This is a genomic window from Polyangium jinanense (genome assembly GCF_028435265.1).
GTDB classification, from domain to species: Bacteria; Myxococcota_A; Polyangia; order Polyangiales; family Polyangiaceae; genus Polyangium; species Polyangium jinanense.
Map to the genome: position 1 here is coordinate 87,223 of NZ_JAGTJK010000013.1, position 25,146 is coordinate 112,368.

Annotated in this window: 21 protein-coding genes; 9 read left to right on the forward strand and 12 right to left on the reverse strand. The window is 65.1% G+C overall.

Going from position 1 to position 25,146, the window contains the following annotated elements; genetic code table 11:
• Window positions 1-107 precede the first annotated feature (107 nt).
• From KEG38_RS23840 to KEG38_RS23885, 10 genes are all read right to left on the reverse strand, one after another.
• A complete protein-coding gene (locus tag KEG38_RS23840; protein ID WP_272422135.1) occupies window positions 108-371 on the reverse strand; it encodes a DUF6573 family protein in 264 nt (87 codons plus the stop codon).
• On the reverse strand, window positions 368-1,498 hold the full coding sequence (locus tag KEG38_RS23845) for a vWA domain-containing protein (protein WP_272422137.1): 1,131 nt from the start codon (window positions 1,496-1,498) through the stop codon (window positions 368-370). Before KEG38_RS23845 ends, KEG38_RS23840 begins: the two co-directional genes overlap by 4 nt.
• 42 nt (window positions 1,499-1,540) lie before the next feature.
• The gene (locus tag KEG38_RS23850) at window positions 1,541-2,686 is read right to left on the reverse strand and encodes an AAA family ATPase (RefSeq protein ID WP_272422139.1); all 1,146 of its coding nucleotides are present in this window, start codon (window positions 2,684-2,686) and stop codon (window positions 1,541-1,543) included.
• Between the two features lie 79 nt (window positions 2,687-2,765).
• Window positions 2,766-3,725, reverse strand: coding sequence for a DUF6744 family protein (locus KEG38_RS23855; protein WP_272422141.1), 960 nt, complete (start codon window positions 3,723-3,725; stop codon window positions 2,766-2,768).
• Window positions 3,726-3,823: 98 nt separating this feature from the next.
• Window positions 3,824-4,399 (reverse strand): hypothetical protein, encoded by a 576-nt coding sequence (locus KEG38_RS23860; RefSeq protein ID WP_272422143.1) that lies wholly within the window; start codon window positions 4,397-4,399, stop codon window positions 3,824-3,826.
• An 88-nt stretch (window positions 4,400-4,487) separates the two neighbouring features.
• Complete coding sequence (locus KEG38_RS23865) at window positions 4,488-4,775, reverse strand: hypothetical protein (RefSeq protein ID WP_272422144.1); 288 nt, start codon at window positions 4,773-4,775, stop codon at window positions 4,488-4,490.
• Between the two features lie 89 nt (window positions 4,776-4,864).
• On the reverse strand, window positions 4,865-5,068 hold the full coding sequence (locus tag KEG38_RS23870) for a hypothetical protein (protein WP_272422146.1): 204 nt from the start codon (window positions 5,066-5,068) through the stop codon (window positions 4,865-4,867).
• A gap of 143 nt (window positions 5,069-5,211) precedes the next feature.
• Window positions 5,212-5,376, reverse strand: a complete 165-nt coding sequence (locus KEG38_RS23875) for a hypothetical protein (RefSeq protein WP_153825033.1) — start codon at window positions 5,374-5,376, stop codon at window positions 5,212-5,214.
• A 222-nt stretch (window positions 5,377-5,598) separates the two neighbouring features.
• Window positions 5,599-6,252 carry a JAB domain-containing protein gene (locus tag KEG38_RS23880; RefSeq protein WP_272422148.1) on the reverse strand — a complete coding sequence of 218 codons (654 nt, stop codon included), beginning with the start codon at window positions 6,250-6,252 and terminating at the stop codon, window positions 5,599-5,601.
• 382 nt (window positions 6,253-6,634) lie between these two features.
• On the reverse strand, window positions 6,635-7,090 hold the full coding sequence (locus KEG38_RS23885; RefSeq protein WP_272422150.1) for a HEAT repeat domain-containing protein: 456 nt from the start codon (window positions 7,088-7,090) through the stop codon (window positions 6,635-6,637).
• Window positions 7,091-7,249: 159 nt separating this feature from the next.
• Between KEG38_RS23885 and KEG38_RS23890 the strand changes: the two genes are divergently transcribed.
• Entirely contained in the window at window positions 7,250-8,131 is an 882-nt protein-coding gene (locus KEG38_RS23890; RefSeq protein ID WP_272422151.1) for a hypothetical protein, read from the forward strand.
• The gene (locus tag KEG38_RS23895) at window positions 8,128-9,951 is read left to right on the forward strand and encodes a PEP/pyruvate-binding domain-containing protein (RefSeq protein ID WP_272422154.1); all 1,824 of its coding nucleotides are present in this window, start codon (window positions 8,128-8,130) and stop codon (window positions 9,949-9,951) included. Before KEG38_RS23890 ends, KEG38_RS23895 begins: the two co-directional genes overlap by 4 nt.
• Here the strand turns inward: KEG38_RS23895 and KEG38_RS23900 are convergent.
• Together KEG38_RS23900 and KEG38_RS23905 are read right to left on the reverse strand one after the other, a co-directional pair.
• The gene (locus KEG38_RS23900) at window positions 9,948-10,892 is read right to left on the reverse strand and encodes a viperin family antiviral radical SAM protein (RefSeq protein WP_272422155.1); all 945 of its coding nucleotides are present in this window, start codon (window positions 10,890-10,892) and stop codon (window positions 9,948-9,950) included. The genes KEG38_RS23895 and KEG38_RS23900 overlap by 4 nt on opposite strands.
• Window positions 10,889-11,779, reverse strand: coding sequence for a hypothetical protein (locus tag KEG38_RS23905; protein WP_272422157.1), 891 nt, complete (start codon window positions 11,777-11,779; stop codon window positions 10,889-10,891). The genes KEG38_RS23900 and KEG38_RS23905 overlap by 4 nt, the downstream gene beginning before the upstream one ends.
• A gap of 56 nt (window positions 11,780-11,835) precedes the next feature.
• Here KEG38_RS23905 and KEG38_RS23910 point away from each other — a divergent pair, with 56 nt between their 5' ends.
• Genes KEG38_RS23910 through KEG38_RS23940 form a run of 7 tightly spaced genes read left to right on the forward strand, consistent with a single transcriptional unit; the run spans window position 11,836 to window position 25,143 of the window.
• A complete protein-coding gene (locus tag KEG38_RS23910) occupies window positions 11,836-12,402 on the forward strand; it encodes a BrxE family protein (RefSeq protein WP_272422158.1) in 567 nt (188 codons plus the stop codon).
• Window positions 12,399-13,184 (forward strand): BrxA family protein, encoded by a 786-nt coding sequence (locus KEG38_RS23915; RefSeq protein ID WP_272422160.1) that lies wholly within the window; start codon window positions 12,399-12,401, stop codon window positions 13,182-13,184. Before KEG38_RS23910 ends, KEG38_RS23915 begins: the two co-directional genes overlap by 4 nt.
• Window positions 13,181-13,765, forward strand: a complete 585-nt coding sequence (locus KEG38_RS23920) for a BREX protein BrxB domain-containing protein (protein ID WP_272422161.1) — start codon at window positions 13,181-13,183, stop codon at window positions 13,763-13,765. The genes KEG38_RS23915 and KEG38_RS23920 overlap by 4 nt, the downstream gene beginning before the upstream one ends.
• 13 nt (window positions 13,766-13,778) lie before the next feature.
• Complete coding sequence (brxC, locus tag KEG38_RS23925) at window positions 13,779-17,327, forward strand: BREX system P-loop protein BrxC (protein WP_272422163.1); 3,549 nt, start codon at window positions 13,779-13,781, stop codon at window positions 17,325-17,327.
• Between the two features lie 60 nt (window positions 17,328-17,387).
• On the forward strand, window positions 17,388-21,521 hold the full coding sequence (locus KEG38_RS23930) for an Eco57I restriction-modification methylase domain-containing protein (RefSeq protein ID WP_272422165.1): 4,134 nt from the start codon (window positions 17,388-17,390) through the stop codon (window positions 21,519-21,521).
• Window positions 21,518-22,585, forward strand: a complete 1,068-nt coding sequence (locus KEG38_RS23935; RefSeq protein WP_272422167.1) for a GTP pyrophosphokinase — start codon at window positions 21,518-21,520, stop codon at window positions 22,583-22,585. Before KEG38_RS23930 ends, KEG38_RS23935 begins: the two co-directional genes overlap by 4 nt.
• Complete coding sequence (locus KEG38_RS23940; RefSeq protein WP_272422169.1) at window positions 22,585-25,143, forward strand: PglZ domain-containing protein; 2,559 nt, start codon at window positions 22,585-22,587, stop codon at window positions 25,141-25,143. The genes KEG38_RS23935 and KEG38_RS23940 overlap by 1 nt, the downstream gene beginning before the upstream one ends.
• Window positions 25,144-25,146: the final 3 nt, after the last annotated feature.

Consider the following 25,146-nt stretch of genomic DNA (forward strand, 5'->3'; position numbering starts at 1 on the left):
GACCGCTCGGCTATTGCAGGTTGCCGCTCCAATCTGCGGACAACGTTCGCGGTCCCCTTCCGCATCCGGCCCGACCCAGACGGGGATGACGTTACGTTACTATCAGGTCATCGGTCTCCATCTCCCTTTTCACGGCGCACGAGGATGTCCCACGTCCTACCCGTCGTGTCGTTCCCCGCCTTCTCCGCGGCCGGGGACAGCTCGACGTACTTCTCCCAGACGGAGCGCGTCAGCGCCACCGGCGCCTTGATTCCGGCCTGCTTCGCGAGCTGGGTGACGTCGACGAGCGTGCCGTCTTCGAGCGCCTGCGCGCGGCTGTATGCCGCGATCAGGACAAACTTTCCACCGACATCATCATCTTCGTCGCTCACGTTGCCCCCGCGAGCAACGTGATGCTCGAGCCCTCGGTCATCGCCTTGTCGTTGAGCTCGGTGTACTGCGCGGCCTTCTTCCGAAGCGGCGAGTCCTCCGCGATGGAGCACTCGATCGCCACCGTCCAGAGCCGCGCGCCGATGCTCGACGCCGCGTCGACCGACTTCTTCTGCTCGTCCTCGTTGCGGTCGATGCCGTCCGTGACGAGGACGATGTCGGCGCCGCGCTGGCCCCTCTGCGCGAGCGCCTTCACCTGGTCGACAGCCACACCGAGCGCCAGACCGATGGCCGTGCCGCCGCTGAGGAAGTGCAAGAGCATCTTCACCACCCCGGCTGCGTCGTTCGGTTTCACGATCTGGACCACGGTCGAGGTCGCGTAATGCACCACGGCCACGGGCCGCTTCTCCTCCGAGGCGACACGGGCGAGCGCCACCGCAGCGGCCTTCGCCCACTCGTTCCGGATCCCGTGCATGCTGCCCGATTCATCGAGCGCGAGCACGAGCGGGCCCTTCGACTTCTTCGTCGTCCCGCGCACGGCATACTGCGCCGCACGACGAGACGCGATTCGCTCGAGGGCCACGATCTCGAGCTGGGAATCGGTCAGGAGCACCGTCTCCGCCGGCAGAAGCCGGGCGACGTCATTGCCCTGCTCGACCGAATACACCTCGCCCGAAACCCCGTGGACCTTCGTCGCATGTGCGCCACGCAGCGAGGCGAACATGCGACCGGCCAGCCGAGCAATACGCTCGACCCGATCCATGTCCCCCTGCGCGGTCTCGACCTCCCGCACATGCGCCCAAGCCGCGGCGAGGTCCCATCCGAAGCCATCGGAGACGTGCCTGGCCTGCTTCGCCTTCTTGTCGAACGCCGCCCATTGCTCCCGCGCGGCGCTGCGCATCTCGAAGGCCGAGGCCCCCTCCGGGACGTCTTTCCCCGCCTTCCAGAGGAGATCGAACGCGTAGGCCGCGCCGACCTCGTCGAGCGCGAGGAAGGCCATGTGCTCGGGCGGCACCGTGTCGCGCACCGCCTCCGCGAAGGTCTTTGCAGGGGGATCCCTGCCCAGACCCACGATCGCATTCCAGAGGTCGCCGGCCTTCTCCGCGTCCTCGCGCGAAGCCTCTTTCAAGGTGAGATGCCGGCGCCTCGCTTGCAGGAATGAGCCCATGGCCTACGAGAGCTGGTAGCGCTTCGAGAGGTCGCCCGTGAGCGCGTCGTGGGCCTTCTTCAGCTCGTCGAGCTTGGGTTGGATGCGGGCGTGGGCGCGGCGCGACACGCCGTTCTTCAGCATGTCCTGCACGCGCTTGCCCGCCTCCGTGACCTTGTCGGCGAGCTGCGGGAGCGCCGCCTGATAGGCCGCCGTGTCGGTCGGCCGATTAGTGTACGCCTTGAGGGCCTCGTCGACGACATCGATGGCCTGCGCGACGACGGAGCGGTCCACCGTCTGCAACACGGCGACGACCCGGGCACGGTCCTCGGGCTTGTTCCAGAGCCCGTACTTGAGGACCGCGAGGTGATCGAGCTCGACAGCCTGCGCGTCGTCGAGCCACGCCGCCGCCTTGAGTACGCGCGTGAGCGCAATCCAGCGCCGATCCGAGAGGACCAGGCCATCCGCCTTGAGGGCCGTGCGGAGCCGCAGCATCTCCTCGACGACGCGCTGGGGCAGCTCGACCCGCTGCACCTCCTTCGCCGCCGCCTCCCACTCGGCGAGGCCGATCTGCGCGGCGGGCTTGTACTCCGGCGGCGTGGCGACGAGGTTCATCCAGGTTGCGTCCGCCTGGACGTATTCGACCACATCACGCAGGAGGAAGCGGTCGTAGATCGCCGCGAGGATCTCCTCCTCGGGCAACTCGTTCGACGCGCCCACGAGCAGCCGCAGGGGGATCGGCTGCCCCTTGTAGAGCCGCTCGTTCATCGCGCTCAGGAACGCATTGAGCACGCTGTCCGAGCCCTTGAAGACCTCGTCGAGGAAGGCACACTCGACGGCAGCGAGGCGGCCATCCAGGTTCCTCTCCCACAGGTCGTTCTTCAGCGCCGAGAGCTTCACCGGGCCGAAGTACTCGTCCTCGGTGCCGAACTTGGTGACGAGGGTCTGGAACTTCCGCGCGTCGGGGAACGACGCCAGGAAGCCGAAGAAGAGCGCGCTCTTCGCCGTACCGGGAGGCCCGACGAGCAGGGCGTGGCTCTGTGAGAGCGCGGCGAGGATGATGCACTCGATCGCATCCTCGCGCTCGCGGAAGGCCGCGTTGAGGCCGTCGCGCACGGCACGGAACCGGGCGCGGACGGAGCCGATATCGATGGATCCGTTTTTCTTCATGCTGGTTATCCGAGATGAAAAGAAGCCGCCACGGCGCCCGCCTCGGCGTCACCCGAAGCGGGGCCGGTTTGTCGAAGAATCAGTCGGTGATGGGCACCGTGAACGAGGGCTCGCTGGACACGCCGCCACCGCCACCACCGCCCGCGAGCTGGCGCTGGAATCTGTCCTTGAGCTCCTTCACCTTCGCGGTGATCTTGTCGGAGACCCCCGCGAGCACGCCGCGGTAGAGCTCGGCCTTCGCGACGAGTTCGTTGCAGAACTGGACCCGTCGCGAGAGGGCGTCCTGCCGCATGCCGTCGGTCTTGGCCTTCTCGAGATCCGTGAGGAGCTCGGCAATGTCGGACTCGAGCGCGCTCTGCGCCGCGGACTTCGCGACGGCGAGGTTGTCCGGCGCGTCGTGCATGACGATGGTGATCGGCTCGACGCGCAGGTCCTCGAGCGCCGGCTTGAGCCGCTGCCACGTGCCGCAGGACGGCGGCGGAAGCAGGTAGAGGCCCCCACGGTTGCGGATGGGCACCCCGGAGAGCGCTTTCACAATGGCGACGAGGACATTCGAGATGTCCCGCGTCTCGCAGTGCGTGATGAGGTGGTTCGCGTGGGCGGCGATGTTCTCGGCATGCGCGAGAGCGGCCTCGAGTCCGGCGCCTCCCTCGGGCGGCAGGGAGACGATCCGATTACCACCGGAATCGACGCGGCACCGCGCGCCGCAGACGACGCTGTCGCCCTTCTCGCCGTCGTTCTTGTTCTGGAGGTACACCCCGAACGACGCGGGCGTGTCGACGTTCGGGCGGGAGAACGGCCGGACGAGGATGTTCGCCGGCCGCTTGACCTCGCCGGCAGCGCGGGAGAGCGCCGCGGCGGGGTCCATGTCCACGATGAGATGCTCGAATTTCTCGGGCTCGAGGAGCTTCCTAGCATCCTCGCGGGAGACATTGATGCGCTCCGTGTTCCATCCGACGATGTCGCCGATATGGCGACCTCCGGCGGCGGCGACACGGCGCTGGGACCGGGAAAGGGTCGAAGCAGCGCTGCTGGTCATGGGTTGTCCAGAGAGAGGACGCAATGCCTTGCAGCATGCCGTCCGAAGAGAAGGCACCGCAGACGGTGGTTCGTCACGGTGATCGTTGCCGCCAGGCGCTACGCGAAGAGCGTCATGTTCACGACTTCATCGCCCAGCGAGACCGGACGCCGCGGTGGCCGCTGCGCCCGGTGCACGCTCGGCCGCTGTACGGGCGGCGTGAGATACACGTGCAGCCCGAACCCGATGTCGCGCGCGGGCACGTGCTGCGAAAGGAAGTTCAGGCCGCCGCGTCCATTCTTCCAGCGGAAGTGAAGCCCCTCGGCATCCACCCAGGCGGCGAGGTCGTCATGCCGGGAAAGCGCCTCGCCCGCGCTCCACAGCGTATGGCGCAGCATGCGGACCTCGAACGCACGTCCGCCGTGGAACGCGATGAACTTGTGCCCCACATCCGCGAGAATGGCACTGAAAAGAATGCTCGGGTCGAGATGCGCCCGCCCCTCGTGCCATACAGCGGTGCGAGCGAGATGCTCGGCGGCGGAGCCGGCGATCCGGGCCGCCCGCTCCGCGCGCCTGGCTTCCTGCGCTTCTGCTCGCTGGTGAAGCAGGCCCTCGAGCTGCGGCCCCACTTCGCGGTCAGGCTTGCCGACGAGCTGCTCGAGAGCCTCGCGCTCGACCCCGAGGAGAACGGCCACGTGCTCGGACGTCTCCTCGAGGTATCGGCTGAGGCTCTTCGTATTTGGCTCCGCGATCCGAAGCGCGCACCGCAGCTCTTCGAGGCTGCTACGCCGCGGCATGGAGCGGCTCGTGCGGCTCCGGCAGCACGGGCTCGGGCCGGTCGAAATCCGGCGACGGCCCCGGCGCCTGGTCGGGGGCGCGCTTCGACTGCGTGGCGAGGCTCTTGAAGAGCTCCATGTCGGGCGTGTTGTTCTTCGCCGCCCGAGCGATCCGCCGGGCGACCGTGTACGGGTTCATGGAACGCGGCACGCGCAGCTCCGTGATGCCGAGCGAGAGGAACATGCGCCGCTCGGCGAGGGTGGAGTAGCGAAGCGTGCGGCCATTGACGCGCATGGGAATCTCCTTTCCGGAAACAGAAGGGCGCCCCGGAGCACGTCATTGCGTGCCAGCGGGACGCCCTGGGCGACGGACGATGAATGCTTTCAGCGATCCCACAACCTGCTGGGCCTCCAGGCCGGCGGCGGCTCCTCCTCGTCTTCGTCGAAGAGATGGCGCTGATGGGGAGGCGGGTACTGGTTGGGGTATTGGGGCGGACCGTATCGAGGCGCCGGCCGCGTCGGCGCATGCCGGATGGCCAGCATGGCCACGGGCCGGTTTCGCTCGACGAACACGACACCGGTGAACATGGCCCCGTCCTCGCTGACGAGCTCGACGCCCGGTGGCGGACGTGCCGCCTCCCGGAGCCATTCGAGCGTCTCATCGGCGACGGGTGCGATGTCCTTGAGGCGGCGCCGTAATTCGTCGAACAGCGCCTCGCCGAGGATGTCGGCTACGAGTTGGAGGGCCAGATGGCCTCGGTGACGACCGCCAGCACGACGCCGGCCACGAGGGCGGCGGCGCCTTTCTTCGCCGAATCGTTGGCCATGACGCGCTTGATGAACGAGGCGCCGGGGTTCTCGGGGTTCGACGGGGCGGCGTTGGGCGTGGTGGGCATGGTTTCTCCTGTATATCTTTCGGATTGGATGGGGACGAGGTGGCTCCTCAGCCCAGGCAGATGGTGATGATCTGCGCGGCCATCATGATGACCGCGGCTGCGATGCGGAGCGCCTTGCTGACCGCCTTGGGGTCGCGGAGGAAGCTTGCGAGACGAGACATCGTGGTGACCTCTTGGGTGGTGAGGGGTTCCCTCGTGGTTATTATCCCCGTGCTACTGCGATTATTGCGGAATGTAGCTGGTCCACTGGTTCGCGACGAACGAGCTGAATTGCCCGGATGCAACCACGATGACGTGGTCGACGAGCGGCATTCCGAGCAGGTCCGCGGATTCCTGCACGCGACGGGTGAGAGCGATGTCCTCGGACGAGGGGTCTGGATTCCCGCTCGGATGGTTGTGGACCAGAACGAACCCGGACGCGGCAAGCTCGAGGCCGGCGCGCAGGATGTCGGAGGGACGAACCGCGAGCGCGTGGAGGCCGCCTCGTGCGATGAGGCGAGCTCCGCGAAGGGCGCCCTGACCGCTGATCGCGAGGAGGTGCATCTCCTCGTGCACGAGGTGGCCAAGCCGCGGGTAGGCCCAAGCGACGACCTCCCGACAGGAGAGAATGCGGGGTGCGTCTGTGCCTTCGATGAGCCGGCGATGGCCGAGCTCGAAGGCGGCGGGGATGCGGGTGGCTTCGTCGGGGGTGAGGGCGAAGCGTTCGGTCAGCGCTTCGGGGGAGAGGCGGGCGAGAGCGGCGAGGTTGCCGAGGGATTCGAGGAGATGCCCTGCGACGCCGGGGCGTCCGAGCACGTGGTCGAGGAGGGTTTCGGTGGCCTGTTGTTTGATCTCGGTGACCGGGCTAGAAGGATTATCGGGGGGCGGATCTGCCACGAATGGTAGCTCCTTTGCGGTTTGTCGTGGCTCTTATCCCAGGAGCGTTCACCCATTTGCCAAAAGGTTACATTGTTCGGCTCGAAGCCGTTCAGATCGAGGCCGCGGAGGTCCGCTTCGACCTCGTCGACACGGACAACGACATTTCCTGATCCGGGTGGACGCGCCTGAATTCGAACCGTCTTTCCGCGTCCGCTGCTGAGCCACATATCGTGCGGCGACACGTGATCTGGGGCGTGCCGTTGTCGATGTACGAGGCGGTGCATCTGCGCTGGTACGAGCACGTCATCGACCCGACCGGGCGTGCTCGGGCGGCAGATGGTGGAGTACGAGATGCGGGCGGCATCAATCGCAGGGGGTGGGGCGTGCGTCCGTGCCGTCCTCACAACTCACGCACAGGCACCCGCCCGCGGATGGCGCACATGGCCTCGTAGCGCACTTCAACATCCGGATCATTCTGCATTTGCGCAAGCGCCGCCGCACACTGCTCCACAGCCCCCGCTTCGCTGCTCCCCTTTGCGATGAGGGCGAGGGCATGAACCAGCTCGCGGCGAAGTGGGGCAGAGGGGTGCGATAGGAGAGCGATGAGCGCGGGCAACGCTTCCGATGCCGCCGCCCCCATCCTGCGGAGGGCGATCACGGCTCCGGAGCGGATTTGGTGGTCATTCTCGCAGGAAGCGCCCCAAGCGTTCCTCCATGTCCCCCTGGCAGCATCCACGAGGTACGGAATCGCTGAGGGACCCATTCGCGCGAGTTCCTCCGTCGCAAGCGCGCGCTCCCCTGGCGAGCTCAGCCTGGCGATGATGGCGTCGATACCCGTGCGAGGGATGAGCGGCATGAGGTTACCTTATAGCACGAGTCAGTCGTGGTCCCCTCCCGACCCCGAAGTGCGCGGCCAGCCGCCCGCCGACGGACGAGGGTTTGACCTCCCCTGCGTGGTTTGCCATCATGCCAAGTTCCCGCAGGGCTGGCGGGTGCCGGAACTTGGAGCTTAGCGATGTACGATCACGTTCCCCGCCGCGTACGCTTCATCGACCTGTGTGACGCCCTCGCCGGGAAGCGGGCCATCGAGGAGCTCTTGCCGCCGGACGTGGTCGACAGCCTTGCGGGCGCCCCGAAGCCGCTCGTGCTCGCAGACTTCGCCGGACGCGACAGCGTGGCCGCGGCCATGGCTTGGCTGCGCGGGCACGAGGTCGCGACCTTGATCCCAGTCGCCGACGTCGTGCCGACGAGGTACGGCGACTGGAGCGTCTACGACGACAACTGGGTACGGATGCGCGACCACGTGGGTCGTGCGTTCCCCGGCGTGCGCGTGACGCCGTGGTTTTGCCTGGAGGACGTCGATTTCTGGCGAATGCTCAACGCGCGTTTCCTGAATGAGCTTTCCCGCACGTTCGGCTTCTTCACGCCCTGCCTTGGGTGCCACCTTCACTTCTATGCGATGCGCGCCGTCCTGGGGGAGGCGCTCGGCGCGAAGGTTCTCATCTCCGGCGAAAAGGAGCTGCACCACGGCGCGCGCCGCAAGGCCAACCAGACCGTAGAGGCGGTCGATGCTTACCTGCGGTTCTCGAAGGACCACGGGATCGATCACCAGTTTCCCATCCACCACGTGCGGACCGAGGCGGAGATGGCCGATCTGCTCGGCGATGATTGGAAAGAGGGAGATCGACAGCTCCGTTGCGTCATGAGCGGGAACGACGCCGGGACGGACGGGCGGCCGCTCTTCGAACCGGCGCAGATCAAGAGTTACATGGATCGATTCGCCTCCCCGCTCGCTGCTCGCATCGTCGAGCTCCGCAGGGCGGGCGTCGACGGCGCGCGGTTTTCCTCTGCCGTGGAGGCGTACGTGCGCGAGCTGCTGGGCGCGGGGGCCTCGTGACGGCCTACGTCGAGCTCGGGGCCGGGAGCGTGTCCGAGCGGGTTGGCGGGAAGGCAGCGGGGTTGTTCCGGCTGCGGAGCCTCGGCGTGGCCGTGCCCGATGGGTTCGTGGTTCTTGCGGGCGAGGAACCCTCCGAGGCGGAAATCGCCAACGCCTTACGTGCGCTCGTCGCGCGGTCCGGCTGCGTGACGGTCGCGGTCCGTTCGTCGGGGGCGCTCGAGGACGGCGGTGCTCGATCCCTCGCGGGACTCTTCGAATCCGAGCTTGACGTGGAAGCGACGGCCGCGCGCGTGCTCGAGGCCATCGCAAGGTGCCGAAGCTCGGGGCGGTCCACGCGCGCCGAGGCTGCGAAAGCCGCTGAACGACTCCCTGCCGTCATCGTTCAGCAAATGATTCACCCACAATGGTCCGGGCTGCTCTTCACGAAGGATCCGCGCGACGGTATCGGTGCAGCCGTGATCGAGCTCGTGCAGGGACACCTGCGCAACTTGGTCGACGGCGCTGCGCCGGAGCTGCGTGTTTCGCTCGATGAACAAGGGCGACGGGCCGTCGCGGCGCGCCTCGGCGTCGATGCGCTCGACGCCCTCGATAGGCTCGCGCGTTGTGCAGAGCAGGCCGTGGGAGGGCCCGCCGACGTCGAATGGGCGCTCGTGGACCACGACGTGATCGCGCTGCAAGCACGACCGATCACCGGCCTCCGTGGGACTCGCGGCGAGCCGGGGATCGAGCTCGTTCCCGTGGATCGAGCGCATGCGGCGCGCTTGCCGGAGGCTGTTCGGCGGCACGACAAGGTGACGCTCCGGCTCCTCGCAGAGGAGCTCGACATCCCGATCTCGCGAGGCTTCGTCGCGGTGTGCCAGAAGCCCGAGGCCCAGCATGTTGCGGCCGTAGCGGAGGCCTTGCGCTCGTGGGGAGAATTCATCGCGGTGCTGCTCGCCCCCTTTCGCTGGCAAGACAAGATCGTCCGGAAGTTTGGCGAGGGAAACGCTGCCGAGGCTTGCATTCGGGCATTGATCGACGAGCTTGCAGGGCACGACGCGTGGTTCGCGTTCCTGGTCAAGGAGCTGCAACCCACGGCGCGGACGGGTATCGCGGTCCGACGCGAAGAGGGCGACGTGGTCGTCGAGATCGTGCATGGCCACTTCATCAGCAAGGGCATCGCCGATGCGACGACCTACCGGATCGGCCCCGGCGGCGTCGTGCGATCCGTGCGTCTCGGAAAACAGGCGACGCAGGCGGTCGTCGAGCATGGAAACGTGCGGGAAGAACCCGTCGACGAACCTCCCGAGCTTTCCCCCGCCGAGAGGAAGCAGATCTTCGATATCGTCCAGCGGCTCGCGACGCATCATCCCAGGGCCGGGATCGAGTTCGGCTATACGCCTGCGGGCAAGTTTTTCCTCGTGGATCTCTATGAGGGCAACGCGGTTGCTCCCCGCTCCCCGCGCGACGACGTGATCTGCGAGGGGCGCGTCGTGGGCCGCGTGCAGTTCGTCGATCACGACCCACGCGCCGTGCGCGAGAGCATCGAGCGCCACATCCACAACACGCGCAGTTCCGCGAGCGGAGGCGCTGGCGAGCCGCTGATCCTCGTGGCGCGAAGGCCCTTCCACGTGCTCGACGAGATCGTCTACGCAGCGCCGCCCGGCACGCTCGGGATGGTCTTCGAGGAGGGCTCCTTGCTTTGCCACCTCGCCGTGGTGATGCGCGAGCACGGCGTGCCGGGGTTCATCCTGCCAAACGTGCGACAGGAAGTGTCCGACGGCGATCGCGTGGTCCTCGACGTCACCCCGGGACTCGCTCCGACGCTGCGCAAGCTTTAGCCCGGTCCGCGGCGTCGCAGCGGGACGAGCGCCTCGGCGGCGGGACGGATGGCGTCGTGTTTCCAGCCGTAAACCCCTCCCCGCTCGAGGAACCCCTCCACGTCCCAGCCCACCTGCCGCACGACCTCCCACACGCCCACGTCGAGCACCGACTCCGTGTAAACGTGCTCGCCCGTCTTGTTGCTGAACAGCCTGCCCAGCGCGTCCAGCATGAGATACGTGCCCGTGAGCGCGCGATTGTCCTCGGCCACGGGCCCGAGCCCTTCCGCGTCGAGCTCGCGATGCCGCGCGACGTAGGTGTCGAACTCCTCCCGCTTGATGAGCAGAGGCTCGACCTTGCCGTCGTTCTGGCCCTTCACCGGCAGCACCTGGAACACCTTCCAGCGCGCGGGGCGGAGCTCTCGGATGAGCGCGCGCATGTCATCGTGGACGTTCTGCCGGGTCACCACGGTGTTGATCTTCAGGCGGAGGTGCGGGTACTCGGAGAGCGTCTTCCAGCAGCGGATACAATGCCTCCAGAAGGCCGCATTTCCTCGGCCCATCTCGGCCATCAGCTCCGGCGTGCTCGCGTCGATGCTGAGCGAGACCCAGTCGAGCAGCGGCACGATCCGGTGCAGCAGCTGCTCCTTGGCGAGCCGCGTGCCGTTCGTCACGAGCATGGTTACGAGGCCGATGCTCTTCGCGTGCTCGATGAGCTCGTCGATGTGCGGGCAGAGCAGCGGCTCGCCGCCGACGAACGTGACCTTCTCCGTACCGGCCTCGCGAAACAGATCGAGGACGCGGATCGCTTCTTCCTTGCTGAGCGTCCGCGGAATGTCGCGGAACGTCGCGTAGCAGTAGGTGCACGCAAGATCGCAGTCGGGCCAGAGGTGCCACGAGACGTTCAAGGGCACGGGGAGCCCGCCGGGGCCTGCGTTCTTCCAGTTTTCTGCGCGCGTCATGACCGCCCCTCCAGTCGGGCGACGATCTGCTTGCGAAGCAGGATACCAGGCGAGGTTGCGACGGGGCCGTCGAAGTGAAGGCCCGCGCGACGGGAGACCCACGCGCGGCAGGTCGGATCGGGGACGAGCAGGAGCGAGACCGCGTCCTCCACGTCGACGAGGTTCAGCATGGCTCGCGAGCCGAGCTGCTCGACGTGGGGCAAGCAGTCGTCGACGTGATGCCGCGCGCCCGGGAACTCGAGCTGCGACAGGATGTAGGCGCCGTCCGCGTGATCGAAGTCCTTGCGCTCGAGCACGATGGCGGCGCGCAGGTCGAGCAGGATGGCGCGTCGTCGGGCGTCGAACTGGGCTGCGATGAACGCGTCGTCGAGCGGGAAGAGCGCCGCGAGAGTGCGGTACGCCGCGTGGTCGCGCTCGGTGGTGATCGTGCCGCGTAGCGCCTGGGTGTTGGACATGATCGCGGCCTGGAGGAGCTTCGCGGCGAGGGGCGACGGGGGGATGCCGAGCGCGTGGTGACGCTCGGCGATGAGGGTCGCGGCCGCGCCGACGGGCTCGATGCAGAGGGCGGCGTTCGGGAAGAGCTCGGCGGCGTGGTGGTGCAGGCGGTGGTCGATGACCTCGACGACGCGGAGAGCGTCGAGGGCTTCCGGCATGCCGCGGAGATCGCTGGCGTCGACGAGGATGAAGGCGCAGTCGTCTGGCGGCGGCGTGGGGTCGAGGCGGACGCCGAGGTGGTCCGCGACGAAGCGGGCTTCGGGGTCGGGAGAGCCGGCGATCCAGGGGCGCGCCGGGATCGACTGGGCGAGGAGGAGCTCGGCGTAGGTGATGGCGCAGGCGAGGCCGTCGAGGTCGGGGGTGGTGCGGGGGACGGTGAGGTGGAGGCGCATCGCTGACTCTGGTCTGCCCTTGTTGGAATAGCTCAGTCCAGGGTAGCCTGCGCGCGATGACGTCGTCTGCGATCGATCTGGATCGCCTGCTGAAGCTTCGTCTTGTCGTCGCCCGGTTCGGTGAGATGGACCTCGCCAAGTGGTGGAACACCAAGGGCCAGCTAGGACGGCTCGGTGCAGCCACGCTTCGACGAGGGTTTCCCCGCACCCACCGCTTCGCCCAGGCGCGCGCCGTCTTCGCGGTCGCTGCTCATCGCTGCGCCGAGGTGTTCGATCACCCGGGCTCCTTGACGCTTTGGCGGTTGCCCGAAGCGACCGAGGAGGAGTTCGAGGCGCGTTGGGAGCAGTGGCTCGACAACGCCACCGACTGGGCGCCGTTCTTCGCGAAGCTCGAGACGCTCCCGGGCTCCGATCTCGTGGCGACGCTTCGCGGCTCCGATCTCGTCACCGACAACGACGTCGCGGCCTACGGTAAGCTCCGACGCTCCGCGGAGGGCCGCGCGGTCCCGCTCCCCGGCGTCTACGCCGGCACCGAGCAGGACGTCGCGCTGCTCGCGTTGGGCTTCGCGCGAGGCGAGCCCGGCGCGCTCGCCGTGCCTTACGCCAAGCGGGCGGACGAATGACCTCGCCCACGCGCGCGAACGTTGCGTCGTCCTTCACCGTCGTGAAGGGCGCAATGATCGACGAGACTTACGCCGTCTTCGCCGCGTGGGATTTCGACCGTTCGAAGCGCGAGAACCTCGATCGTCTTCGCGACGAGAACTTCATCGGCGCGCGCAGCACCACGTGGCTCCGGGACGTCGCCAAGGTGCTGAATCGCCGCTTCGAGCCGGATGGTCGCGATCGTGCGCTAGTCCTCCTAGCCAAGAGCGGCTGCGATCTCGAAGCATGGAAGCCGCTCCTGCTCTGGCACATGACGCGCGACGAGTTCCTCGTTCGTGACTTCCTGCAGAACTGGCTGTTTCCTGCGTACGACGACGGCGCGTTCCGCGTTCGCCCCGAGGACCTCCACGCCTACCTTCAGGGCATTGGCAAGCGAGGCGGCAGGACCGAGCATGCATGGGCCGAGCAGACCATGAAGCGGGTCGCCGCGGGCTTGCTCAAGATCGCCGTGGATTTCGGGCTCCTGCGCGGAAGCGTGGTCAAAGAGTTTGCCTCGTTCCACCTCCCCGAGCGTAGCTTCCTCTACCTCCTGCATGCGATGCGGGACGCCGAGCTGAGCCCCGGCAAGGTCGTGGGAGCGCCTGACTGGCGCATGTTCCTGATGCGTCCGGCCGATGTGGAGCACGAGCTTCTGCGGCTGCATCAGTTCCGCAAGCTCCATTATCAGGTCGCCGGCAGCCTCGTAGAGCTCTCCTTGCCCTGCGCGAGCGCCCGCGACTATGCAGAGAGGTGGTTCTCATGAGCCTCACGGATCCTGCCGCGACGCGTATTTCACGCGATCTTGAACCCGTGCTGTCGCTTCCTGATCCGCGGAAGAAGCTCTCCGCATATCACGATATGCCGTATGCCATCTTCCGATACGATCCCGAGGACGAGTTTGCCCTCCGCAAGCTCGTGACGCTGCTCGAGACGCGCCTCTCCCAGAAGGGCAAGCGCATCAAGCGCATCTCGCTCGCGGAGTGCCTGGAGGAAGCGATGCGCTCGCAAAGGCCGCTCGAGGAGTGGTTCGCCGCGGAGCGTGAGCAGGGCGTGGAGACCCTCGTCGAGACCGTGCACTCGGTCCTCTCCGAGTATGCGCCGCTCGTGGACCTCGTGGCAGCGCATATACCCGAGGACCTCGATCCGCTCCGCGACGTGGTGTTCTTCACCCGCGCTGGAGCGCTCTTCCCGGTGTACCGATGCCACACGCTCCTCGAGCAAATGCACGGACGACTGACTGTTCCGGCAGTTCTTTTTTATCCCGGGACGCTGGATGGGCCGGTTGGTCTCAAGTTCATGGGCGTCCTCGATGCCGATCCGAATTACCGCCCGAAGATCTTCTGACGAGGAATACTTCATGACGACCCTACCGCTCATCAAGACTCTCTTCGACAAGAGGATCGATCGTCTCATCGAAGAGGTCATCAAGGTCGATCAGACCCGCGTCGAGATCCTGCGAGACGAGATCGATGAGTACGTCACCACGACGTCCATTATTCGCCATTACAACGATATTTTCGAGCGTTACGCGGAGACGCCGAACAAGCCCCACGAAGGCATCGCCGTCTGGGTCTCGGGGTTCTTCGGCTCCGGCAAATCGAGTTTCGCCAAGATGCTCGGCCTGTCCATCGAGAACCGCGATATTCTGGGCGAGCCCGCCGCCGCGCGTTTCGCGGCGCGTGCCGGCGACAAAAAGCTCTACACGCTGCTGAAGACGATCAACGAGAAGATCCCCACGCACGCGGTCATCTTCGACGTCTCGACGGATCGCGGCATTCGCAGCGGCAATCAGACACTCACCGAGATCATGTACGGGCTTTTCCTCCAGAGCCTCGGCTATGCGAAGGACCTCGATCTGTCGGAGCTCGAGATCGGGCTCGAAGAGAAGGGGCAGCTCGGGCGGTTCGAAGAGGAGTATCGGCGCACGTTCGAGAACAAAGAATGGTCCGTCGAGAAGGGCAAGGTCGCCTTCGCCCTGAGCCAGGCGAGCCGCGTCTTGCATCAGCTCGATCCTGCGACGTACCCGATGGCGGACTCTTGGGTGAAGGCCGTCAAGAACAAGGCGGACATCACGCCGGGCAAGCTCGCCGAGCGCGCCAATGAGCTGATGAAGCGGCGGCGTCCCGGTCAGCACCTGATCTTCGTGATCGACGAGGTCGGCCAGTTCGTCGCGCGGGACGTGCAGAAGATGCTTGACCTTCAGGCCGTCGTGCAGAGCCTCGGCGTGAAGGGACGCGGCAAGCACTGGGTCGTCGTGACATCGCAGGAGCAACTCGGGGATCTCGTCAGCGCGCTGGGGGAAAGGAAGCCCGAACTCGCGCGCCTCATGGACCGTTTTCCCCTCCAGGTCCATCTTGAGTCTACCGACATCTCCGAGGTCACGAGCCGGCGCGTGCTCTCCAAGAACGCCGGGGCGCAAACCGCGCTCGGGAAGCTCTTCGACGACCATCGGGCGCGGCTCACGGAGCACACGCGGCTGACGGCGGATATCAAGCTCGCCGAGCTCAGGCGTGATGGCTTCATCGACCTCTACCCGCTCTTGCCCTACCAGATCGACCTCATCATCCAGGTCGTGTCGGGGCTCCGCACCCAGGGGGGCGCGAGTAAGCACGTCGGTGGAGCGAATCGGACGATCATCAAGCTCGCGCAGCAGCTTCTCATCAACCCGGCCGTCCATCTTGCCGACGAGCCGATCGGCACGCTGGTACGCCTGGACCAGGTCTATGACCTCGTCGAAGGAAACATCGGCTCGGAGGTGCGCGCGAAGATCTCCGCCATCGCCAAGGAGCTGAGCCACCCGCTCGCGCAGCCCGTCGCGAAGGTGATTTGCCTTCTTCAATACGTGAAGAGCGTCCACCGTACGGCGGAGAACATCGCTGCTGCCCTGCACCCGGGCGTCGCGGCCGATTCCCAGCTCGCGGCGGTCAAGGAAGCGCTGCGCGAGCTCGAGGCCGCGCACAAGGTTCGGCGCGGCGACGATGGGTATCGCATCCCGACGCCGGCCGAGGACGACTGGGAGCGTCTTCGGAATGGCATCAATCCCAAACCCGGCGATTCGCACCGCATCTACGCCGAGGTGCTGTCGTCGTTCTGGCAGCCGCAGCCGACGCACACGCTCCTCGACACCAAGACCTTCAAGGCCGGTCTCGCCATCCACGGTCGTGAAATCGTCGATGGCGATATGATCTTCCACCTTCACCTCGCCGAGGAAGGCAAGGAATGGCAAGCGCTCGCGACCGAGCTTCGCACGCGCAGCCAGCAGGAGCGGAAGCACGTCTTCTGGGCCATCCCTCTCAAAGAAGCGGTCGATCGGGAGACGGTCGAGCTGTTCCGGTCGAAGGAAATGCTCGCCCGCAAGGAGCGTGATACCAAGGGCGAGGACACTCCGGGCCTCATCGCCGAGGAGCGGGGTCGTCAGCGCAGGCACAGCGAGGAGCTTCGACGCCTCTTGAAGGCCGCATGCCTCTCGGGCAGCGTGTACTTCCGAGGCAATGATCGCAGCCCTGGGGATCGCGTCGTCGATGTCGGCAAGAGCGTCGCGGAGATTCTTGGCCATGTGTTGCCCGAGGTCTTCGATCGCTTCAAGGAGGCCGCGGCCAAGTCCTCCGACGTGAAAAGGGGTGTCGATGCGCTCTTCACCGCGGAGAACCTGCAGGGCCTTCCGCCGGTGTTCACGAGCCTCAGCCTGCTCCGGGACGAGAAGGGGAAGACCGTTTTCCGCGTCGAGAGCGGGCCGCTGAAGGAGGTGCTCGACCGGATCGACGAGCGCGCCAACTACGGGGATACCGCGAGCGGTCGTTTCCTCGCGGACGAATTCGCGAAGGAGCCGTTCGGTTGGGACTTCGAGGCCGTTCGCCTCCTGGTCCTCTCGCTCCTCCGTGCGGGAACGATCGAGGCGACCAGCAAGGGCCAAACGATCGACACGATCACCGGCATCGAGGCGCGCGATACCTTCTCGAACAACAATCACTTCCGGGCTGCGTCGTTCCGCCCGAAGAGGGGAATCGAGTTCGAGGAGCTGGTGAAGGCATCGGAGGCCTTCCGCGATACGTTCGGGAGCGAGGTTCGTGAGCTGAACGCAGGCGCGATCGTCAACGAGTTGCGCAAAGAGGTCGCGCGGCACGAAGACACGGTGGCCTCGGCGCTCGCGCAGCTCTCGGCCCATCGGCTCCCCGGCGGCGCTGTGCTCGAGGGGGCCCTCGGGCAGATGAAGGCCATCCTTCGTGGCTCCGAGGACAACGCCCTCGCCACGTTCAACGCGTCGCACCGCTCGATCAAGGACGCGATCAAGCGTGCCGCGGAGCTCGAGCAGAACCTCACCGAGCCCCGCCTCCGCGACCTCGGGCGCGCGCGTAAGGCTCTCGCGACCGCGTGGCCCTTCCTGCGTGAAGAAGCCGATGTGTCGGAGGCGCTGCGTGCCAAGGCCGCCGCGCTCGAGGACCTGCTCGAGCGGGAGAGCTTTTACAAGGAGATTCCCACCATCGAGCAGAGCGCGAAGGCGCTCGAGGTCGAGTATGAACGCCGCTTCGAAGAGGCGCTCACCGAGCGCACCGCCGCCTACACCAAGGCATTCGAACGCCTCGTGAAGACGCCCGGCTGGGGCGAGATTGACGAAGAGCAGCAGCGTCGCCTCGCTGCGCCGTTCGAGCGGGGGAAATCGCGGGACGGGCAATCTCTGCCGATCCCCCAGCTCCGCTCCGAGCGGGATGCTTGTGATGGCAGGCTTCGTGCTGCCATCGCCGAGCTTCGCCGCATGATCGACGGCGAGCGCGTCGTGAGCGTGAGCCTCGGGAGCTACTTCGGCGGCGGCATCGAGAACGAAGAGCAGCTCGACGCCGCGCTCGCAGGTATGCGCGAGGAATGCGCGCGGCTCATCGGCGCCGGCAAAAAAGTGATCGTGCAGTAAATGCTTGGGGCTTGGGATCGCCATTCGGCATCCTTCGCCCCAACCCCGAGGAATCCGCGGATGGACAAGGAAACACGCAACGCCATCGAGCGCGCGACCCAGCGGGCCCGCAAGCTGCTCGAGGACGACTTCGCCGCGCAGCTCGAGGGTACGTTCGACGTGCTGCGGGATGGAACCGTCGCGACGAAGGCCGGATCCCACCTGTCCCCGCGGCAGGTCTTCCATCGGGACAAGATTGTCGCCGCGATCGAGCACAAGCGGGCTGCTGGCATGAGCTCTGCCGAGGCGGTCGTCGATTATCTGCGTGACGCCGCGTTCACGACGCTCAATCGTTTTGTGGCGCTCAAGATGCTCGAAGCGCGCGAGCTCGTGCAGGAGTGTGTCACGAAGGGGGAGCAGTCCTCGGGATACCGCGAGTTTTGCGGCATGGCCCCTGCCGTCGTGCTCCTCCCCGCAAGCGCCGGTTACCGTCTCTATATCGAGTCTCTGTTCGACGAGTTGTCTACAGAGGTGAAAGTCCTTTTCGATCGCCGCGATCCGGCGTCTGTGGTCTGGCCCCGCAGAGCCGCGTTCGACGCAATGCTAGACACTCTGAACGTACCGGAACTGGACCGCGCTTGGACCCAGGATGAGACCCTTGGGTGGGTCTACCAGTACTTCAATTCGAGCGATGAACGCCGCGACATGCGTGATGAGTCGCAAGCCCCCAGGGATGCTCGCGAACTGGCGATTCGGAACCAGTTCTTTACACCTCGTTACGTTGTCGAGTTCCTTGTCGATAATACGCTGGGACGTCTATGGGTCGAAATGACCCAAGGCCGCTCGGCATTGTCGCGCCGCTGCTCATTCTTGCGGGTACCAAGTGGAAGCTTGCCGACGCGAGCACGCAAGGATCCGCGAGAGATACGGGTTATCGATCCGGCCTGCGGCTCCGGGCACTTCCTGCTGTACGCTTTTGACCTGCTAACCACGATCTACGAGGAATGTTGGTCCGGTGAGTTCGATGCCGAGCTCGGGTCCCCCAGCCTGCGAGCTGACTACCCCACTAATAGTGCCTTCTATGCCGCACTTCCCTCACTGATCCTGCGTAACAATCTCTTTGGGGTGGACGTTGACGCTCGGTGCGCTCAGATCGCCCAGCTTGCCCTATGGATTCGAGCGCAAGCCTGGCTGGCGAGACGCAAGGTGCCTCGTGAGATCCGAGAGCCCGTCACTCGCACGAATATCATCGTCGCCGAACCGATACCTGACGGTGCTGACGTGCGAAGCGGCTTCGCGGCGAGTTTGAGGCCCCGTGCCCTTGCGGACTTGTTCGTTGCACTCTGCGATCGTCTTGAGCGCGCAGGCGAACTCGGTGTCCTCCTTCGGCTCGAATCAGACATCCGCAGTCTTCTGAAGGCGGCTGAGTCGACAACAAAGCAGGGAGATCTATTTGCGGCACCAGCTACGCTCTCCAATCAGTTCTGGCTCCAGGCCGAAAACGACCTTCTGTCTCAGTTGCAGACGTACGCATCAGTTGCAGCCGGCGGGGCTGGGGCGCGTAAACGTCTATTTGTCGAAGACGCAGCGAACGGCGTAGCTCTTGTCGACCTTTTGCAGCTGCGCTTCGATGTCGTATTAATGAATCCGCCATTCGGCAAGGCATCCGCCAAGAGCAAACAGTACTTCGACTCACAGTACCCACACTTCAAAACTGACATTGGGCTAGCATTCGTGAATCGGATGCTGGAGCTTTTGGCTCCTGGCGGTCTGCTTGGCGCGATCACATCGCGCAACTTCCTCGCTGTGGACACGTTCAAGTGGTTCCGCGAGCACATTCTCGTCGCCAATGCCCCGCCCGCCGTGCTTCTCGACCTTGGCTATGGCGTCCTTGATGCTGCAATGGTCGAGGCCGCAGCGTACGTCCTTGAACCGGGACGCACAGAGACTTCAGTATTCTTTAGAGTCCTCGAATCGCGTGAAAAGGAACGGGCGGTCGCCGAGTACTTTGGCGAAGGCAAAGTTCGTCGAGACGTAAGCAGATGGGAGCACTCAGTCGATGAGTTCGCGTCAGTGCCGTTGCACGTTCTGTGCTACTGGCTCCCAAAGCGGGTCTTGTCGAAGATTACATCGTTGCCAGCTCTCGCCGAGTCCGGCGCCGCAGCGCGCCACGGGATGCAGACGACCGACGACTTCAGGTTCCTTCGGCTTCGTTGGGAAGTCGAAAGGTGCGAGGAGCGGCGCTGGGTCCCGATCGCGAAGGGCGGCGAGTATCAGCCGTACTGGGAGGATCTGACCCTCGTCGTTGATTGGGGCGAGGACGGGGCGCTGCTGAAAACTTACTTGGCGGATAAGCGACTGCGGCTTCAGGGATCGGCGGACTGGACACCCTGGCTGAATCACAGCGAGTTCTACTTTCAAGAAGGGTTGACATATCCAGAGCGAACCACCAGCGACTTCAGTCCTCGGATTCTTCCACGCGGCGCGGCCTTCAGTGGTACCGGCATCGCAATTCAATTTCCCGATCGAGCACAGGCTCTAGCGTATCTAGGTGGGTCGTACACTCGCGTTTTCAAGATGGTTACCGAGAGCTTCGTGGGCTCGGGTGACAACGCATTCTCCGGGTCTGCTGCCAAGAGATATCGTTCTGGTCTCCTAAATCAAATTCCGGCGCCACTGACGTGGGCTGCCCCCCCACTCTTGGATGCCATTATTCTGAGTGCGTCGTTCTACTGGAAAGTCGCAGCTCTCGATGAGACCTCGTCGACGTTTGCCGGTACCTACGTCAGGGCCGGCGCGAGCTTGAGCGAAGCGGTCGCGACCGTGCTCCGATGGAAATTGTTGAGTTATGGTCACGTGCTACAGACGAACCTCCTCCTTGAGGATGCAGTCCGCGACTATTACGGCTTCAACTCGGCCGATATCGCTCTACTTGATGACCTGGTAGGTCCTCACCCGGAGCACTATGCCTCGCTACCATCGTCCCGAGAAGAGGAAGCCATCCAGCTATACAGAGGCGACGCAGACCATCTCATGGCACGAGCCATTGATGAGCTGGGTGCGCGTCGACAGCTAACGAAGAAGTCCTATATTGCGGATAGACAGCTGGAACTTGTCTCCCATCTGATGCAGTTTTCTGCGTCGTCGCTGGCTGGCCGATTCGCGAAGGCGATCTGTCCGACATCGGCCGAACTCGAGCGCGCGGCTATTGATGAAGTCAGTTACGCGATCGGCGTATCATTTGGAAGATGGCATGTGCACGCGACGCCGAATCTCGAGCGGAATCTGGCAATAGAGGAACTCTTCGGGACTCCCTTCTCCGCCGCACGTGCAGACTCTGACTTGAGTCCGATTCTTCTCGATGACGCCGGGCACTCGAATGACATCATAGCGGCCGTACGCCGTGCGCTTGAAGGACGGTGGGGCTCGAGTGGGGATACGGTGCTCGCCGAGATTGAGCGGGCTCTTTGCTCTGGCGAAGAACTTCGGGAGTGGATCGCGGAAAAATTTTTTGATTTACATGTGCGTCGGTACCAGGATGCTCGCCGGAAGGCCCCAATCTACTTGCAACTGGGCGTTCGCTCTTGCCGGTATTCTGTGTGGCTGCACTACCCGAGCATGCGTCCTGACACGCTCTTTGCGGTACTTCAGGATTTTGTTCTTCCGAAGACTGCTCACGAGGAGCGCAGGCTCACCCAGCTTATGGCGGAAACGGGTGGCAGTGCCACCCAGCGACGCAAGGCGATTCAGCAACAGGAGGACTTTGTCGCTGAACTGAAGGGGTTTGTCGAGGATTTGAAGCTCGCGGCGATTTTGTGGAAGCCATGTCAAAACGACGGAACGTTGGTGGCATGCGCACCGTTGTGGAAGCTGTTCGGCTGCAACCGAGCTTGGCAGCGCGAGTGCTTTGAGGCTTGGCGGGTCTTGCAGGCGGGCGAGTGGGACTGGAGCGCGACCGCATTGCGTCTTTGGCCAGCCCGAGTCGTCGAGAAGTGTCTAACGGACCGCAGCCTCGCTATCGCCCACGGCCTCGAAAGCGAGTTCTGGGTGGAGGGCGCCGATGGGAAGCGAAAAGCGCGCACGAAGCTGCCGAGGCCCGTCGATGAACTCGTCCGCGAACGTACCTCACCGGCTGTGGAGGCCGCGTTGAAGAGCCTGCTCGGCGTGCCCACGGCGACCGGGAAGACGTCGGGCCGATCGCGGGGGGGCCGATGACGATCCCGGACGACGTCATCAAAAGAGCGGTGCAGCGCTACCACCGCGAGTACGATCGGTATCTGAAGCTTTGCGCGCGCGTGGCCGAAATCTGTCGCGTCGAGGTCGTCGAAGGCAACGCGATTCGCGCGCAGGTCACCTCGCGGGCGAAGAGCCCGAAGAGTCTCGAAGGCAAGCTTCGGCGATTCGCGGCGAGCGGCAAGAAAGACATGCCCGACGTGGACGCCGTGTTCGAACAAATCCGTGATCTGGCGGCCGTTCGAGTCGCCACCTACGAGGAGAGACACGAGGACCAGATCGTTCAGATGGTTTCCAAGCGATTCGTGGACCGGTCGGGGCACACACCGGAGCCCGAGCGCAAGGACAAGAACCGAGTGGACCAGAACAACTTCTATCGTGCCACGCACGTCGAGGTCTTCCTCCGAGCTTCGGATGTCGTCGGCACGTACTCCAATGTTGCGGATGTCCCCTGCGAAATTCAGGTGTGCAGCATGATGGCCCACGTGTGGAACGAGATCGAGCATGATCTCGGCTACAAGCCCATGGCGGGCGCGCTCTCGGAGCAAGAGCGGAAGCTGCTCGTCATGCTGGGACAATCGGTGCGGGTCGGGGATGGGACGATCGGTAATCTTTTCGCCGAAACCGAGCGTCGACAGAGGGAGCAGGGCGGCGCGTTCACGGACGTGTACGACTTCGTCGCCCGCGTCCGCCCTTGGTTTCCGGATACCGACTTCGGTCGTCATGCCGGTGCACTTTTCGAGGCTTTTCGAGAAATCCGTCTGCTCACTCCGGATAGTATCCGCAAGCAGCTCGATGTCAGTCCGCCCATGACCGAGTCTGCGCGCATTGCGGTAGACGAGTTTTCGACGCAGCTTGCCGGGCTCCCGGATTCACGGTTTTCTCTCGATCGCAATTCATCGGATCTACTTCTCGTCTTGTTGCTGCCCAAGATCAAAAGATTTCTCGCTGCGTTGCCGGCAGATGGTGGCTCGGATGGCGTCGCCCGGGTGCGCTGGCTGGCCGAACGTTTCCAGGAGCTCCACGGAGCCGGGGGAAAGAGCTGATGCATCCGCTGCACGAATACGTCGCCAAGCAACTCGCGGAGAAGCTGAAGAGCAAGAAGGTCGTCGTCTGGTACGACGCCCGCAGTGAATTCGCACCGTTCATCGACGAGGCGCGTGGCGGCCAACGAAAGAGCAGCGAGCCTGTGGCCATATCGGTGGCCGGCATTGACACGCACCTCGTTGAGTACGCGGGATCCATGTTCGAGCTGCGTGCGCTCGTGGAGCCACGCGTCAGCGGGGACACGCCCGAGTCGGTCCTCCTTTATTTGCCCGGCTGCGAACGCGACCGACACGCCTCGGTGCTCATGGAGCTGGAGAAGGCCGGGACGACGTGGGAGCCGCAGCTGAAGCAGCTCGCGAAGAACGTCTTGCTCCAAAAGTACACGCTGGGCACAGTCGACGACTTGCTCCCCTTCGACCGGCGGGTGACATACGAAGATCTCGCCATCGCGTGCTCGAACGCGTCGTCGATGGAGCCGCCTTCAATCCTCAAGAGCATCTTCCACGATGCAGGTGATGATGATGGATTGCTCGCGGCATGGCTCGTAAGCGACACGCGAGACGCAGACATCGAGGCGAAGGAAGCAACACGCGAGCTCTGCAAGCTGGTTCGATCACGCCTCGGGCTCGATTTGGCGGAGGACGGGCCGCTCGCGAAGCTACGCGCCGTGACCCTGCGGTACGTGCTCGCGGGCGAGTTCCGCAGTGATCTGAACTGCCCGCCCCCCGCGTGCCTCGATGGGGTCGAGAGCCCGAAGACGAAGGCGCAGGGAGACGCGCTTCGAGAGCTTGCGCGCCGTCTTCGCTCTGACTTCGCGGACGCGTATGCGAGCCTCGCAGATCGGGTCGAGAAGGAGCTCGGACTACGGAACGCGAAGCTGCCCCCCGGCGTGCTCGGCGCTATCGATACTTTCCGGTTCGAGGAGCGCTCGCTGCTCACCCATTGCGGTGAGCTCATCGCAAACAAGAAGTTCGACGAGGCGTTGAAGCTCGTGGGCGAGCGCGAGCACAGCTTCTGGCTCGACCGGGACGTCGGACGAAAGGCCCAGTGGGAGGCGTGCCGCCGCATGGCGGAGCTGGGAAGCGTGGCCACGTTGGTCCGCGCAGCCGTCCACAAGGCGAGCGGCGACGCGAATGCCTGGATTGAGGCATATACGGCGAAGGACGGCTGGTATCGCCTCGACCAAGCGCAACGCCGGCTCGAAGCCTGGGTGGCGAACCTCGACGAGGAGCCCGAGGAGCGGCCGCTCGGGGTCGTTCGTCGCGCGTACGAGGACACGTGCCACGCGATGGCCGAGGGTTTTGTCCGGGCGCTCGTGAAGGCCGGCTGGGCGGCGTCCGGGGGCTCCCTGAACCAGACGCGGCTCTGGAGCGAGGTCGTCTCGGAGCGGCCGAAGCCCGTGGCCTACTTCCTCGTAGACGCCATGCGTTTCGAGATGGGCGTCGAGCTCGCCGAGCGTCTGCCGAAGACGTCAGAGATCTCGGTCAGGCACGCCCTCTGCACGCTGCCGAGCATCACGCCGGTTGGCATGGCGGCGCTGCAACCTGGCGCATCGCAGAGCTTCAGCGTCGTCGCGCAAGCCGGGAAGCTCGGCGCGAGCATCGAGGGGGCGTTCCTGTCGGATGTGACATCGAGGAAGAAGTTCGCCATGTCGCGCGTGCCGAAGCTCGTCGACATGACGCTCGACGAGCTGCTGACCTCTCAGCCGTCGAGGCTTGGAAAGAAGCTCGATGGCGCCCAGGTCGTTGTCGTTCGGTCCCAGGAGATCGACCACGCAGGCGAGGCAGGCTTCGCGTCCCAGGCTCGGCGCGTGATGGACGCTGTCATCGACGACATCGCGCGGGCGATCCGGAAGCTCGCGGCCGCGGGCGTCGAACACGCGGTGGTCAGCGCGGACCATGGCCATCTCTTCTTCGCCTCGGATCGCGATGAGTCCATGCGGACCGATGCTCCGGGCGGCGACACGGTGGATCTGCATCGTCGCTGCTGGATCGGTCGTGGCGGCGCCACGCCGCCGGGGTGCGTTCGCGTAGCGGCGTCCGCGCTCGGCTACGCGTCGGACCTCGAGTTCGTGTTCCCGACCGGTGCCGGCGTCTTCAAGGCCGGCGGAGACCTCGCGTTCCACCACGGCGGGCCGTCCTTGCAGGAGCTGATCGTGCCCGTCCTCTCCATCCGCACCAAGCTCCGTCCGTCCGCCCGACCTTCGGCGGGCCCGATCACGGCCACGGGTTTGCCCGAGGCGATCACCAACCGTATCTTCAGCGTCACGCTGGTGTTCGGTGAGAAGCAGCAGATGATGCTCGGAGCCACGGCCATGATCGTTCGCCCGCTCTTGATGTCGGCAGGAAAGCAGGTAGGCATGGTGGGCATGGCCATCGACGCTGAGCTAGACCGAGCCACGGGGTGCGTGAAGCTCGAGCCGAACAAGCCCGTCACGGTGGCCTTCCTGCTCAGCGACGAGAGCGCAGCCTCCCTCCGCGTGGTCGTTCAGGACCCGACAACGGACGCGGATCTGTACCGTTCTCCCGCCGACATCCCGGTTCGACTCGGAATCTGATCC

Excerpts from the sequence above, each read along its gene's own strand:
- KEG38_RS23850 (WP_272422139.1), bottom strand. The coding sequence starts at position 2,686 with ATGAAGAAAAACGGATCCATCGATATCGGCTCCGTCCGCGCCCGGTTC.
- KEG38_RS23855 (WP_272422141.1), bottom strand. The coding sequence starts at position 3,725 with ATGACCAGCAGCGCTGCTTCGACCCTTTCCCGGTCCCAGCGCCGTGTC.
- KEG38_RS23865 (WP_272422144.1), bottom strand. The coding sequence starts at position 4,775 with ATGCGCGTCAATGGCCGCACGCTTCGCTACTCCACCCTCGCCGAGCGG.
- KEG38_RS23870 (WP_272422146.1), bottom strand. The coding sequence starts at position 5,068 with ATGTTCACCGGTGTCGTGTTCGTCGAGCGAAACCGGCCCGTGGCCATG.
- KEG38_RS23875 (WP_153825033.1), bottom strand. The coding sequence starts at position 5,376 with ATGCCCACCACGCCCAACGCCGCCCCGTCGAACCCCGAGAACCCCGGC.
- KEG38_RS23885 (WP_272422150.1), bottom strand. The coding sequence starts at position 7,090 with ATGCCGCTCATCCCTCGCACGGGTATCGACGCCATCATCGCCAGGCTG.
- KEG38_RS23890 (WP_272422151.1), top strand. The coding sequence starts at position 7,250 with ATGTACGATCACGTTCCCCGCCGCGTACGCTTCATCGACCTGTGTGAC.
- KEG38_RS23900 (WP_272422155.1), bottom strand. The coding sequence starts at position 10,892 with ATGACGCGCGCAGAAAACTGGAAGAACGCAGGCCCCGGCGGGCTCCCC.
- KEG38_RS23905 (WP_272422157.1), bottom strand. The coding sequence starts at position 11,779 with ATGCGCCTCCACCTCACCGTCCCCCGCACCACCCCCGACCTCGACGGC.
- KEG38_RS23910 (WP_272422158.1), top strand. The coding sequence starts at position 11,836 with ATGACGTCGTCTGCGATCGATCTGGATCGCCTGCTGAAGCTTCGTCTT.
- KEG38_RS23915 (WP_272422160.1), top strand. The coding sequence starts at position 12,399 with ATGACCTCGCCCACGCGCGCGAACGTTGCGTCGTCCTTCACCGTCGTG.
- KEG38_RS23920 (WP_272422161.1), top strand. The coding sequence starts at position 13,181 with ATGAGCCTCACGGATCCTGCCGCGACGCGTATTTCACGCGATCTTGAA.
- brxC (WP_272422163.1), top strand. The coding sequence starts at position 13,779 with ATGACGACCCTACCGCTCATCAAGACTCTCTTCGACAAGAGGATCGAT.
- KEG38_RS23930 (WP_272422165.1), top strand. The coding sequence starts at position 17,388 with ATGGACAAGGAAACACGCAACGCCATCGAGCGCGCGACCCAGCGGGCC.
- KEG38_RS23935 (WP_272422167.1), top strand. The coding sequence starts at position 21,518 with ATGACGATCCCGGACGACGTCATCAAAAGAGCGGTGCAGCGCTACCAC.
- KEG38_RS23940 (WP_272422169.1), top strand. The coding sequence starts at position 22,585 with ATGCATCCGCTGCACGAATACGTCGCCAAGCAACTCGCGGAGAAGCTG.